The organism is Streptomyces sp. CB01201 (assembly GCF_002803085.1).
Taxonomy (GTDB): Bacteria; Actinomycetota; Actinomycetes; order Streptomycetales; family Streptomycetaceae; genus Streptomyces; species Streptomyces hundungensis.
On the sequence record NZ_NNBJ01000002.1, the window covers coordinates 699,229 to 712,592 of the forward strand.

The 13,364-nt window shown below is 74.0% G+C and carries 12 protein-coding genes; 6 read left to right on the forward strand and 6 right to left on the reverse strand.

Annotated elements, in window-relative coordinates:
• Positions 1–4: 4 nt before the first annotated feature.
• The 5 genes from CG740_RS07665 to CG740_RS07685 all read right to left on the reverse strand — a co-directional run bounded on the left by CG740_RS07665 (position 5) and on the right by CG740_RS07685 (position 3,646).
• On the reverse strand, positions 5–379 hold the full coding sequence (locus CG740_RS07665; RefSeq protein ID WP_100574179.1) for a hypothetical protein: 375 nt from the start codon (positions 377–379) through the stop codon (positions 5–7).
• Positions 380–435: 56 nt separating this feature from the next.
• On the reverse strand, positions 436–837 hold the full coding sequence (locus tag CG740_RS07670) for a roadblock/LC7 domain-containing protein (RefSeq protein ID WP_234376116.1): 402 nt from the start codon (positions 835–837) through the stop codon (positions 436–438).
• Positions 838–875: 38 nt separating this feature from the next.
• The gene (locus tag CG740_RS07675; protein WP_100574181.1) at positions 876–1,676 is read right to left on the reverse strand and encodes a hypothetical protein; all 801 of its coding nucleotides are present in this window, start codon (positions 1,674–1,676) and stop codon (positions 876–878) included.
• Positions 1,676–2,077: a hypothetical protein gene (locus CG740_RS07680; protein WP_100574182.1), complete on the reverse strand. Its 402-nt coding sequence runs from the start codon at positions 2,075–2,077 to the stop codon at positions 1,676–1,678. The genes CG740_RS07675 and CG740_RS07680 overlap by 1 nt, the downstream gene beginning before the upstream one ends.
• A gap of 222 nt (positions 2,078–2,299) precedes the next feature.
• Positions 2,300–3,646 (reverse strand): diaminopimelate decarboxylase, encoded by a 1,347-nt coding sequence (locus tag CG740_RS07685; protein ID WP_100574183.1) that lies wholly within the window; start codon positions 3,644–3,646, stop codon positions 2,300–2,302.
• 115 nt (positions 3,647–3,761) lie between these two features.
• Here CG740_RS07685 and hutU point away from each other — a divergent pair, with 115 nt between their 5' ends.
• From hutU to hutI, 4 genes are all read left to right on the forward strand, one after another.
• The gene (hutU, locus tag CG740_RS07690) at positions 3,762–5,426 is read left to right on the forward strand and encodes a urocanate hydratase (RefSeq protein WP_100574184.1); all 1,665 of its coding nucleotides are present in this window, start codon (positions 3,762–3,764) and stop codon (positions 5,424–5,426) included.
• A 590-nt stretch (positions 5,427–6,016) separates the two neighbouring features.
• Entirely contained in the window at positions 6,017–7,207 is a 1,191-nt protein-coding gene (locus CG740_RS07700; RefSeq protein ID WP_100574186.1) for an allantoate amidohydrolase, read from the forward strand.
• Positions 7,198–8,532 carry a formimidoylglutamate deiminase gene (locus CG740_RS07705; protein ID WP_100574187.1) on the forward strand — a complete coding sequence of 445 codons (1,335 nt, stop codon included), beginning with the start codon at positions 7,198–7,200 and terminating at the stop codon, positions 8,530–8,532. The genes CG740_RS07700 and CG740_RS07705 overlap by 10 nt, the downstream gene beginning before the upstream one ends.
• 219 nt (positions 8,533–8,751) lie before the next feature.
• Complete coding sequence (gene hutI, locus CG740_RS07710) at positions 8,752–9,918, forward strand: imidazolonepropionase (RefSeq protein ID WP_100574188.1); 1,167 nt, start codon at positions 8,752–8,754, stop codon at positions 9,916–9,918.
• 406 nt (positions 9,919–10,324) lie between these two features.
• Here the strand turns inward: hutI and CG740_RS07715 are convergent, their stop codons facing one another.
• A complete protein-coding gene (locus CG740_RS07715; RefSeq protein WP_159030254.1) occupies positions 10,325–10,624 on the reverse strand; it encodes a hypothetical protein in 300 nt (99 codons plus the stop codon).
• 268 nt (positions 10,625–10,892) lie between these two features.
• On the opposite strand from CG740_RS07715, the gene CG740_RS07720 reads away from it, so the two are divergent.
• Positions 10,893–11,969: a GNAT family N-acetyltransferase gene (locus CG740_RS07720; protein ID WP_234376117.1), complete on the forward strand. Its 1,077-nt coding sequence runs from the start codon at positions 10,893–10,895 to the stop codon at positions 11,967–11,969.
• 138 nt (positions 11,970–12,107) lie between these two features.
• Positions 12,108–13,361, forward strand: a complete 1,254-nt coding sequence (locus CG740_RS07725; RefSeq protein WP_234376140.1) for a glycosyltransferase — start codon at positions 12,108–12,110, stop codon at positions 13,359–13,361.
• Positions 13,362–13,364: the final 3 nt, after the last annotated feature.

Sequence of the window (13,364 nt, forward strand, 5' to 3'; positions counted from 1 at the left end):
GAGTTCACACCTCCAGCGCGTCCTCGATTTTCTTCAGCTGGTGGCGGGCCATGGCGAGGTTGGCCCGCTTGTTGTCCAGGGCGAGGTAGAGGAACAGGCCGTTGTTGCCGCGGCCCTTGAGGAGCCGGATGAGGTGGTACTGGGTGCCGAGCGTGATCAGGATGTCCTCGATCTCGTCCTTGAGGCCGAGCATCTCCATGGTCCGCAGTTTGGCGCGCACCACATCGGTGTTGCCCGCCGCGGCGACCGACAGGTCGAGTTCCTTGCCGCCGCCCAGCGTGCCCAGTGCCATGCCGCTGCTGTAGTCGACCAGGGCCGCGCCGAGGGCGCCCTCGATCGAGGTCATCGCTTCCTTGAGCGTGGTTTCGGTGTTGCTCATGGGTGTCGTCGTTCCTTTCCTTCGGGGGCTGTTCCGGCTCGGTGTGCCGGTGCCGGTCATGGGGTCTCCTGCCGGTCGAGGGCGCCGTCGATCAGCTCGCCGACGCGGGTGCTGGAGCGGCGGGCTTCGAGGTGCAGCCGGCCGACGTTGACGCGGGGCTCCGCAAGGAGCGTGAGCACGGCGTTGCAGCCCGCCGCGTACGTGGCGACGTAACCCGTCTCGCCGCGCACGAGGAGTTCGCGGAAGCCGCCCTGCCCGGTCGTCTCGGTCAGCCGCTGGGCGACGCCGAGGGCCGCCGCGGTGAGCGCCGCGACCCCTTCGACGGCATCGGCCGCGCCGTCCTGGGCGAGCACGAAACCGTCGGCGCTCGCCGCGAGCGCGCCGGTGAGCTGGGGCAGCCGGGCCCTCAACCGCCTGAGTTCTTCGAGGACTTCGGCGACTTCCGTCTCGGCCGCCATGAGCTGTCTCCTCTCGGCCCGCTGCCGCAGTGCGCGGATCACAGCGTGGCCTCCAGTGCGTCGCGCAGCCGCCGCAGCAGCGCCACATCGGGGGCGGTCGTCTCGGCGGCCATCCGGGCGGCCCAGGCGTGGGTGTCCGGCGGTGGCGCGGGCGCGCGCGGGGACTCGACGGCCCCGACGGCCGCCAGCCTGCGCATGTCGACCAGCGTGTGGAAGGCGGGCCGGCCGAGCAGCCGCGCGATGTCCAGCGGCGTGCGCGCCCCGTCGGCCAGGGCGAGCACCGCCCGCTGGCGCGGGGTGAGGGGCGCGTCCGGCGGGCGCGTGCTGCGCACGACGGGGGCGGTGTCCAGATCGGGGCAGGGCCAGATCGCCTCCAGGAGCTCCCGGCGGCGGGCCGCCTCCCGCTCCACCGCCTCGGCCGGCACCGGTCGGACCGGGCCCATCCAGTGGGCGACGCCGTACCGGAAGCGGGTGGGGCCGCTGCTCGGGGCGAGTGCGAAGAACGCCGCGTCGTGCAGCGCGCCGAGGTGGCATATCTCCAGCTCGCCGTCGCCGACCTGGCCGCTCTCCACCAGGAACCGGCCGACCCGGCCGCGCGGCCCCGCCCGGTCCACGGCCTCCTGCCAGCCCTCGGGGCGCAGCCGCCCGGCGGCGGTGAGCAGCACGTCGATGCCGGGGGCCGCGGGGCTCTCCGCGTGCACCACCTGGCCGTCGCAGAGGTAGAGGGTGCCGCGGTCGCGCAGCAGGGCGCCGGTGGCCCGCTCGGTGACGAGCCGGACCAGCATGGGCGAGACGCCGTGCCGGGCCTCCTGGGGCGGCTTCTGTATCGCGGTGCTCATCACAGCACCAGCCGTTCGGCCAGATCGCGAAGGCGCAGCCGGGCGAGCGCGAGATTGCCGTCCTGGCGGTCCAGCCACAGATGCAGGAAGACGCTGCTGTCGAAGGCCGTCTCGACGAAACAGAGCACGTGATAGGCGGTACGGGTGGTGATGATCAGGTCCTCGACGGGCGGCCCCACGGCCGCGAGGTCGCCGGTGCCGTCCGTGGGGGCGCCGAACCCCGGGTGCTCGGCGGCCGTACGGGCCAGCTCGGCGGTCTCGGCGGCGGTCGCCTCGTGGTCCCCGCCGGGCGACTGGCCGATGGCACCGAGCGCGAGCCCGCTCGTCCAGTCGGCCACACCCGCCCCGAGTGCTCCGGGGAGCAGCATCGCCTCAAGCAGGCACTCGTCGATTCCGGGCACGCGGAACCCCCTCCCGGCGCGGCGCATGGATGTCACAAAGGGCCGCCGGAACGAGCGTGCGGCAGCGACCAAGACGTTACGCACCGTTGCAACCGCTGGTGGGAGTTCTGGCATTTTCCAGCGGCGATTGCCACGCTTGGCTAGGGTGCGGCCCTTTGGGCAGAAACGGAACTCCTGCCGGGGGCGCGGCAGTTCGGGGTGAGCGGGGCTACGCCCGACGGCTCACAGGAGCCCGTCGGCATGGCCGCCGCCCGCCTCCGCGACCAGGTCCTCGATGGACTGGGGATCGCGCACGGTCGCGAACCGGACACCCTCGGCGGTGGCCGTGAAGCCGTAAATTCCGGGCCGGGCCAGGGAGTTGTAGGAGTAATGATGGGCGAAATAGTAGGCGCCCGTGTCCAAAACCCCTGTGTAGTCGCCCTGTTCGAGCAGGGGCAGCGGACGGTTCTCGGCGAGCAGATCGCCCGCGAAGCAGGCCGGACCCGCGATGTCCTGCGCGACGGCCGGCCCCGTCCTGGGCCGGCCCTTCGCGTCGTACGCCGCGATCCGCAGCGGCCAGGAGGCGGGCGCGTACACGGTGCGGGCGGCGATCTGCACCCCGGCGTGGGTGACCGCGATGGGGCGGCCGCCCGAGCTCTTCGCGTACTCGACCCGGGCGAGGACCGTGCCGTGCTTGGCGAGCAGCGAGCGGCCGAATTCGGTCACCAGGCCGTACCGCCCGTCGAACAGACCCGGCACCTCGTCCTTGAGGAGTCGGGCGTATGCGGCGTACGTCGGTGTCTCCTCGTCGGAGCCGAAGTTGACCGGAAGTCCTCCGCCGATGTCGACGGTGTCGACCTGCCGGCGTCCTACCGCCGCGTTGATCTCCTCGGCCAGCTCGTAGGCCACCCGTACGCCCCGCGCCATGAGGGGGAGCGCCACGCCCTGCGAGCCGGAGTGCGTGTGCAGCCGGGTCAGCCAGGGGCGCTCGCGGTAGGCCCGTACGACCCAGTCCCGCGCGCCGTCGTCGAGCAGCGCGACGCCGAACTTGGACGTGGCCGTCGCCGTGGACAGCGCGTCGATGGATCCGGCGCCGAGCTGGGGGTTGACCCGCAGGCCGATCGCCGAGGTGGTGGGCGTCGACGCCACGAGCGCGTCGAGGCGGGCCAGCTCCTGCGGGTTGTCCGCGTTCACGGCAATGCCCAGGGCGAGTGCCTCGCGCAGCTCGGCGGGGGTCTTGGCGGGGGAGTCGAGCACGGTGTCGGCGGCGGCCGTTCCCGCGGCGCGGGCCAGCGCCAGCTCGCCCGGGCTCGCGACCTCGGCGCCGATCCCCTCCGCGCGCAGCAGCCGGAGCACCGGCACCAGCGGGCAGGCCTTCACGGCGAAGGCGTGCAGCACGGGTGCGTCGGTGACGGCCGCGAAGGCGTCCCGCAGGGCGGCGGCGCCCGCGCGGATGCCGGTGATGTCGAGGAGGGCGGCGATGGGGGCGTCCGGCCCGGCCAGACCCTGCTCCACCGCGGCCCGTACGGCCTGATCGCGGCGCTCGGCCGCGGCGGACCCGGCCGTGGGGGACGCTGCCTGGGAACTCATGTGATCCAGCCAATCACCGGGTCGGGCCGCGCGCAGAGCCTACGCCGCTATTGACTAGTTCTATTCAGTATCCCAGGATGTGAATAACTGGATCAGGTCACGAGGAGGCATCGCCATGTCAGGACCCCGCCCCGTACGGGCACCGCGCGGTACGGAACTGAGCGCCCTGGGATGGCAGCAGGAAGCCGCGCTGCGCATGCTCCAGAACAACCTCGACCCCGAGGTCGCCGAACACCCCGACAAGCTCGTCGTCTACGGCGGTACCGGCAAGGCCGCCCGTGACTGGCGCTCCTTCGACGCGATGGTGCGTACGCTGCGCACCCTCAAGCAGGACGAGACGATGCTGGTCCAGTCGGGCCGGCCGGTCGGCGTCATGCAGACGCACGAGTGGGCGCCGCGGGTCCTGATCGCCAACTCCAACCTGGTCGGCGACTGGGCGAACTGGGAGGAGTTCCGCCGTCTGGAGGCCCTCGGCCTCACCATGTACGGCCAGATGACGGCCGGCTCCTGGATCTACATCGGCACACAGGGCATCCTCCAGGGCACGTACGAGACGTTCGCCGCGGTCGCCGCGAAGAAGTTTGGCGGCACGCTGGCGGGGACGATCACCCTGACCGCCGGGCTCGGCGGCATGGGCGGCGCCCAGCCGCTCGCCGTGACGATGAACGACGGCGTCGCGATCTGCATCGACGTCGACCCGCGCGCCATCGAGCGCCGCATCGAGCACCGCTACCTGGATGTGAGGGCCGAATCCCTGGAGCACGCGCTCCAGTTGGCGGTCGAGGCGCGCGACGCCCGCCGTCCGCTCTCCATCGGCCTGCTCGGCAACGCGGCGGACCTGCTGCCGCGGATGCTCGCCGAAGGCGCCCCCATCGACATCGTGACCGACCAGACCTCGGCCCACGACCCGCTCGCCTACCTGCCCGTCGGCGTCGACTTCGACGACATGGCGACGTACGCGGCGAAGGACCCGGCGGGCTTCACCACCCGCGCTCGCGAGTCCATGGCGAAGCACGTCGAGGCGATGGTCGGCTTCATGGACGCCGGCGCCGAGGTCTTCGACTACGGCAACTCGATCCGCGGCGAGGCCCAACTGGCGGGCTATGCGCGGGCGTTCGACTTCCCCGGCTTCGTGCCGGCCTACATCCGCCCGCTGTTCTGCGAGGGCAAGGGCCCCTTCCGCTGGGCGGCCCTGTCGGGCGAGGCGTCCGACATCCACAAGACGGACAAGGCGCTCCTGGACCTGTTCCCGGAGAACGAGTCGCTGCACCGCTGGATCAAGATGGCGGGCGAGCGGGTCCACTTCCAGGGTCTGCCCGCGCGGATCTGCTGGCTCGGCCAGGGCGAGCGCGACAAGGCGGGCGACATGTTCAACGACATGGTCGGCAACGGCACGCTCGCCGCCCCGCTCGCGATCGGCCGCGACCACCTCGACTGCGGTTCGGTGGCCTCCCCGTACCGCGAGACCGAGGCGATGCTCGACGGTTCCGACGCGATCGCCGACTGGCCGCTCCTGAACGCCATGGTCAACGTGGCCTCCGGTGCGTCCTGGGTGTCCATCCACCACGGGGGCGGTGTCGGCATGGGCCGCTCCATCCACGCGGGTCAGGTCTCGGTGGCGGACGGCACGGCTCTGGCGGGCGAGAAGATCCGGCGCGTCCTCACGAACGACCCCGGGATGGGTGTCATCCGGCATGTCGATGCCGGGTACGACATCGCGGAGCGGGTGGCGGACGAGAAGGGCGTGCGCGTTCCCATGCGGGAGGGCGAGAGCGAGTGACCCTCGACCCGACGCTGGGTGCTCCGCCCCCAGACCCCCGTTCGCGCCTTGAGGGCGCTCGTCCTCAAACGCCGGACGGGCTGAACATGCCCGTGCCCGGCGCCCCCGAGGGCGCGCCCCCCGCTCCGCCCGAGGCCACGGGGACGCCCGCCCCCAACCCCGCCGGGGCCACCGGGATGCCCGCCCCCAACCCCGCCGGGGCCACGGGCACGCCCGCCCCCAGCCCCGCCAGGGGCGCGGGGAACTGCGCGCCCAGCCACGCACGGCCCGCAGTCGAAGGCAACGCCCCCAACCTCACCGGGGCCACGGGGACGCCCGCCCCCAACCCCGCCGGGGCCACGGGCACGCCCGCCCCCAACCCCGCCGGGGCCACGGGTACGCCCGCCCCCAGCCCCGCCAGGGGCGCGGGGAACTGCGCGCCCAGCCACGCACGGCCGGCAGTCGAAGGCAACGCCCCCAACCCCGCCGGGGCCACGGGTGCGCCCGCCCCCAACCCCGCCAGGGGCGCGGGGAACTGCGCGCCCAGCCACGCACGGCCCGCAGCCGGACAGGAAACCCCCAACCCCGCCGGAGGCACCGGCTTTCATGAGATGTGGGCCACCCTCGCCCCCATCGGCCGCGACAGCGCAACCCGCGGCTACCGCCGCCACGCCTGGACCGGTGCCGACGCCGACTGCCGCGCGTGGTTCCGGGCGCAGGCCGAGTCCCGCGGGCTCACCTACGAGCTGGACCGGAACGGCAACCAGTGGGCCTGGGACGGTGACCCGACGGCCGGCGACGCCGTCGTCACCGGCTCGCACCTGGACTCCGTCCCGGACGGCGGCGCCTTCGACGGCCCCCTCGGCGTCGTCTCGTCCTTCGCCGCGCTCGACGAACTGCGGCGCAGGGGAACGGAGTTGACCCGCCCCCTCGCCATCACCAACTTCGGCGACGAGGAGGGCGCCCGCTTCGGCCTCGCCTGCGTCGGCTCCCGGCTCACCGCCGGACAGCTCACCGCCGAGGCCGCGCACCGCCTGCGCGACCAGGACGGGATCAGTCTCCCGCAGGCCATGGAACGGGCCGGGTACGACCCGGACGCCATCGGCCCCGACCCCGAACGCCTCGCCCGCATCGGCGCGTTCGTGGAGCTGCACGTCGAACAGGGCCGGGCGCTCGACCTGAGCGGCGACGCCGTCGGCATCGCCTCCGCCATCTGGCCGCACGGCCGCTGGCGGTTCGACTTCGCGGGCGAGGCCAACCACGCCGGCACCACCCGCCTGGTCGACCGGCGCGACCCGATGCTGACGTACGCCGAGACGGTCCTGGCCGCCCGCCGCGAGGCCGAACTCGCGGGCGCGGTCGCCACGTTCGGCAAGATCTCCTGCGAGCCCAACGGCGTCAACGCCATCCCCTCGATGGTGCGCGGCTGGCTCGACTCGCGGGCCGCCGACCAGTCCACCCTGGACACCGTCGTCGCCGCGATCGAGCGGGCCGCCAAGGAGCGTGCCGAGCGCGACGGCGTGGACCTCAGCGTCGTACGCGAGTCGTTCACGCCCGTCGTGGAGTTCGAGCACGCCCTGCGGGACGAGATCGCCAAGATCCTCGGCGGTCACACCCCGGTGCTCGGCACCGGCGCGGGACACGACGCCGGAATCCTGTCCGGCTCGATCCCGACCGCCATGCTGTTCGTACGCAACCCCACGGGCGTCTCGCACTCCCCGGCCGAGTTCGCCGGTGAGGACGACTGCGTCGCCGGGGTGCTCGCACTCGCCGATGTACTGGAGGGCCTGGCGTGCAGGTGACGTACTGGCTCGAACACGCCTGGCTCGACCCCGTGGTCGAGCCGGGCGTGGCCGTGGAGGTGGCCGGCGACGGCCGGATCTCCGCCGTCCGCACGGGGGTCGAGGCCCCGCCGCCCGGCGCGGTGGTGCTGCGCGGATTCACCGTGCCCGGCCTCGCCAACGCCCACTCGCACGCCTTCCACCGGGCCCTGCGCGCCACCGTGCAGGTCGGCTCGGGGACGTTCTGGACCTGGCGCGAGACCATGTACCAGGTCGCGTCCCGGCTCACCCCGGACTCCTACCACGCGCTCGCCCGCGCGGTGTACGCGGAGATGGCGCTCGCCGGGATCACCGCCGTCGGCGAGTTCCACTATCTGCACCACGCGCCGGACGGCACCCCCTACGACGACCCCAACGCGATGGGCGAGGCCCTGATCGCCGCGGCCGCCGAGGCGGGCATCCGCATCACCCTGCTCGACACCGCCTACCTCTCCTCCGGCTTCGGGGCCGCCCCCGACCGCCACCAGCTGCGCTTCTCGGACGGCACCGCCGAGGCGTGGGCCGAGCGCTGCTCGGCGCTCAAGGAGCGGGGGCACGCGCGGATCGGCGCGGCCGTGCACTCCGTACGGGCCGTCCCCGCAAGGGAGTTGGGCACGGTCGCCGCATGGGCCGAGGCCCGGCGGGCCCCGCTCCACGTCCACCTCTCCGAGCAGACCGCCGAGAACGAGGGCTGCCTGGAGGCGTACGGCATGACGCCCACGCAACTGCTCGCCGAGCACGGCGTCCTCGGCGACCGCACCACGGGCGTCCACAACACCCACCTCACGGACGGGGACATCGCGCTCATCGGGTCCACCGCGACGGGCACCTGCATGTGTCCCACGACGGAGCGCGACCTCGCCGACGGCATCGGGCCCGCGGTCGCCCTCCAGCGTGCGGGCTCCCCGCTCTCGCTGGGCAGCGACAGCCACGCCGTGATCGACCTCTTCGAGGAGGCGCGCGCGATGGAGCTCGACGAGCGCCTCCGTACGCGGCGGCGGGGGCACTGGACGGCGGCGGCGCTGCTGCGCGCGGCGACGGCCGACGGCCACGCGGCGCTCGGCTGGCCGGAGGCCGGCCGCATCGAGGCCGGCGCCCCGGCCGACCTCGCCACGATCGCCCTGGGCTCCGTCCGGACGGCCGGGGCGGTGCCTCGGCTCGCCGCGGAGACGGCGGTGTTCGCGGCGACCGCGTCCGATGTGCGGCACGTGGTGGTCGGGGGGCGCGCCGTGGTGCGGGACGGGGTCCACGCCCTGATACCGGATGTGGCCTCGGCCCTGTCCACGGCCGTCGCCGCCCTGAGATAGCTCCCTGGGGGCTCCGCCCCAGACCCCGGAGGATTCCCCACCCGCCCCTTCCCGCAACCCTCCGGGGGAAGTTCGTCGGGTGCGGACCGCGGGGCCGTTCGCGCAGTTCCCCGCGCCCCCAAAAGCCTCGATGCCGGCTCGCACAGGCAACCTCTGCCCGTCCGGCGTCTGGGGCGGAGCCCCGGCGGCCGACCCGGAGTCGAACGAGAAAAGGAACCCATGCGCACCACCCTCGTGCGGAACATCGCCAGCCTCGTCACCAACGACCCCGAGCGGGAGGACGGGCCCCTCGGGCTCGTCGAGGACGCCGCCCTCGTCATCGAGGGCGAGCGGATCGCCTGGGCCGGCCGCACGGCCGACGCCCCCGCCGCCGACGACGTGGTCGACGCGAAGGGCCGGGCCGTCGTCCCCGGCTTCGTCGACTCCCACTCCCACCTCGTCTTCGCGGGCGACCGGACCCAGGAGTTCAACGCCCGTATGAGCGGCCGGCCCTACCAGGCCGGCGGCATCCGCACCACCGTCACCGCCACCCGCGGCGCGAGCGACGAGGCGCTGGGCGCCAATGTCGCCCGCTATCTCGCGGAGGCGCTGCGGCAGGGCACCACCACCCAGGAGACCAAGTCCGGGTACGGGCTCACCGTCGAGGACGAGGCCCGCGCCCTGCGCATCGCGGCCGAGCACACCGACGAGGTCACCTATCTCGGCGCGCACATCGTGGCCCCCGAGTACGCCGACGACCCGGCGGCCTACGTCGATCTGGTCACCGGCGCGATGCTGGACGCCTGTGCCCCGTACGCCCGTTGGGTCGACGTGTTCTGCGAGAAGGGCGCCTTCGACGGGGACCAGGCGCGGGCCATCCTCACCGCGGGCCAGGCCAAGGGACTGCTGGCACGCGTCCACGCCAACCAGCTGACGTACGGGCCGGGCGTCCGGCTCGCCGTGGAGCTGGACGCCGCCTCCGCCGACCACTGCACCCACCTCACGGACGCGGACGTCGACGCGCTCGCCAACAGCGCGACGGTCGCGACCCTGCTGCCCGGCGCCGAGTTCTCCACCCGGGCCCCATGGCCGGACGCGCGGCGGCTGTTGGACGCCGGCGCCACCGTCGCGCTGTCCACCGACTGCAATCCGGGCTCGTCCTTCACGTCCTCGATGCCGTTCTGCATCGCGCTCGCCGTACGCGACATGAAAATGACGCCGGACGAGGCGATCTGGTCGGCGACCGCGGGCGGCGCCGCCGCGCTGCGCCGTACCGACATCGGGCGTCTGGCCCCCGGCGCCCGCGCCGATCTGGCGTTCCTGGACGCGCCCTCGCACGTGCACCTCGCCTACCGGCCGGGCGTGCCCCTGGTCGACGAGGTCTGGCGGGCGGGCCGCCGGGTCTGAGCGCGCGGGGGAGGTTGGGGCCCGGCCAGTGGCGTGGAAGGGCCGGGCCCCGGCGTGGACGGAGAAGGGGCGGAGCCGACCGCGGCGGCCGTCGCCGCCCCGGTCACCCTGCGTTCGGGAACCGCCGGATCCGGCTCCCGGGCGGCGGGCGGCGGCACCGCCGCCGGATCCACCGCCCCGCATGAACTCCGCCGGCACAGCCCTTGCTCCAGCGGCTGTGCCTCCTTCGTCCGCGCGGCCCTCCCCGGACCGCTGCGCCTCCGGTTACACCAGGGAAGACGGCCGGAACCCGGGGTGCCGGTTCCCCGGCCGGGACGGCGCACGGGAGCGTGATTGCCCGGCGAATATGCGCCGCACGCCCCTGGGGCTCGGGCAGCCTCCGGCGCTCAGGGGCCGCCTCCGCGCCTCAGGACGCGGTCAGACGGTCGATCTCCGCCGTCTCGCCCTTCGCGAGCAGCCCGAAGAGCCGCAGCACCTCGTCCTTGGCCACCGCCGGGATCTGGCGCGGCTGGGCGTCCGGCTCGTCCAGGTTCTCCCAGAGGAGCCAGAGCAGCTCGCCGCTGGGGAAGGCGCTCAGGGACCAGCCGTTCTCATGGGTCAGGGAGACATCGGGGTGCTCGTCGTCGGCGCCGGCCAGGCCGTCGAGGATCGTGCGCATCGTGGCCTCGTCGGGCTCTTCGACGGAGGCGCCCGAGAGGTCGGTCATGAAGTAGCTCATACCGTGCATTAGCTCACGCCGGGCACCCCACCCGTACGCCCGGCCCCTCCCGTACCGACTGCTCGCACAGGTCATGAAGGGGCCAAATCGGCGTCGGCGCACCAAGTGTCTCCGTATGGTCACAAACTGCGGAAGGGTACCTACCGTCGGGTGAAATCGACCGGTACCGTCCAGGGCAGCGTGGCGCGGGAAGGACCGGGGGGTCGAGGTGGGCAGTCTGCGCGGGAGCGGCGGCAGCGAGGGTGCCGGGGGGCGCGTGCGCGTGGCCAGACCCGGCGATCTGAGCGCCGCGGAGCTGGAGGTCTGGCGGGAACTGCGGGCCAAGTCGCAGGCGCCGGAGAATCCCTTCATGGAGCCGGAGTTCACCCTGGCCGTCGGCCGGGTGCGCTCCTCGGCGCGGGTGGCCGTCGTGTACGAGGGCGGCGAGCCCGCGGCCTTCTTCCCCTACGAGAAAGGGAAGTTGGGACAGGGGCGTGCCATCGGGTTCGGCGTATCGGACTCCCAGGGGATCATCGGACGACCTCAACGGGCGGCTACGCAAAGCGAGTTGCTGCGTGCCTGCGGCCTGTCCTCCTGGGAGTTCGACAACCTGGAGGACGGCCAGTCCCTGTTCGTACCGGACGCCGCCGACGCGTACCCCTCCTACGTGATCGACGTCGGGTCCGGCTACGCGGCGTACGAGGCGATCCTGCGGGAGCGGTCGCCGAAGTTCTTCCGGACCACCACCGCCAAGGAGCGCAGACTCGGCAGGCAGGTGGGCGAGGTCCGGTTCGTCTTCGACGAGCGGGACCCGGCGGCGCTCGCCCGGCTCATGGAGTGGAAGTCCGCGCAGTACCGCCGCACCGGGCGGCGCGACCGGTTCGCCCAGGAGTGGATCAGCACCCTGGTGCGACAGCTCGCCCACACCCGCGCGCCCGGCTGCTCGGGGGTGCTCTCGGTGCTGTACGCGGGGGACGCGCCGATCGCCGCACACTTCGGGCTGCGCTCGCGCACGGTTCTGGCCTGCTGGTTCCCCTCGTACGACCCGCGGTACGCGAAGTACTCGCCGGGCCTGGTGCTCCATCTGCGGATGGCTGAGGCCGCGGCCGGCGAGGGCATCGGGATGCTGGACCTCGGCCGGGGGGCCGCCGAGTACAAGGACGCGCTGAAGACCGGTGAGATACCGGTGTACGAAGGGGCCGCCACCCGGCCGGGCGCGGGCGCGGTGCTGCACTGGATCGGCCGGGAGCCCTCCCGCCGGGCCCACGGGTTCGTACGGCAACGGCCGGGACTCGCCGGGTTCGCGCAGCGCGGTCTCAAGCGGGCCGCGCGGTTGCGCGGCGCCGGAAGGTAGCCCCCGTCGGGGCGCGGCCGTCGAGGCCATCGGAGGACCCGGAGCACGGGGGGGAGCACAGTGTCGGACAGGCCGTCGCAGGCACCACAGGGGCCACGGGCCCAGGACCTGGAGAGACAGCGCGACGCCGGGCAGGGGATCGGCGTCGGTGAGCTGGACCTGGACGGGCTCGACGGGGACGTGCTGTCCCTGAGACCCGCGCCCGGCGGGCCGCCCATCGGCCCCGGCGAGGTGTACGTCCTGGTCCGGCTGCGGGGGCGGCCGGTCGGGACGGTCCTCGGGCGGGTGCACCGCGGCGAGGACCCGGCCGGGGTGCTGGCGGCGTCGGCCCGCAAGCAGCTCGCCGGGTTCGTGCCCGAGGAGCGGCCCGCGCCCGCGCCGAGGCCGGCCCGCGCCAGTGTCGTCGTCGCGACCCGGGAACGGTCCGCCCAACTCGCCCGCGCCCTGGACTCGTTGCTCGCGCAGGACCATCCCGACCACGAGATCCTCGTCGTCGACAACAACCCCGCGACCGACCGGACCCGCGAGCTGATCGAGCGCCGCTACGCCCCGCTCGGCGTCCGCTACACCGTCGAGCCCGTGCCGGGGCTCGCCGCCGCCCACAACCGGGGCGTCGCCGCCGCGCACGGCGAGATCCTCGCGTTCACGGACGACGACGTGATCGCCGACCCGCGCTGGCTGTCCTCGCTCGCCGCGCCCTTCGCGGCGGACCCCAGGCTCGGCTGTGCGACCGGGCTGATCCTGCCCGCCCGCCTCACCACACCCGCCCAGATCCTCCTGGAGAGCCACGGCGGGTTCACCAAGGGCTTCGCGCCCCGCCACTTCGACCCGCGCAGACCCCCGCCCGACGAGCCCTTGTTCCCGTTCACGGCCGGCCGGTTCGGCTCCGGCGCCAACATGGCCTTCCGCGCCGACGTCATCCGAGCGGTCGGCGGCTTCGACCCGGCCACCGGCACCGGCACACCGGCCAGGGGCGGTGACGACCTCTACGCCTTCGCCCGGGTCGTCGTCGCCGGACACCGGCTCAGCTACACGCCCGAGGCCCTGGTCTGGCACCACCACCGCGAGACCTGGCAGGACCTGGAGAACCAGGCGTACGGCTACGGCGCCGGACTCACCGCCTATCTGACCGCGATCGTCGCCCGCCGCCCGTCCCTGCTGCCCGGCTTGCTCGCCCGGGTGCCGCGCGGACTCGCGCACGCGCTCGCCATCAGCGCCCACCGCGACGCGGGGGAGCAGGCCGTGCCCGGCGAGCACGGCGCGCACAGCCACCCCTGGCCGCGGTCGCTGTCCCGCCTGGAGCGCCGGGGCATGCTGTACGGGCCGCTCGGCTACCTCCGCGCCCGGCGCCGGGTGCGCGGCCACCGGCTGCCGTGGGAGGTGGCCCGGTGAGCG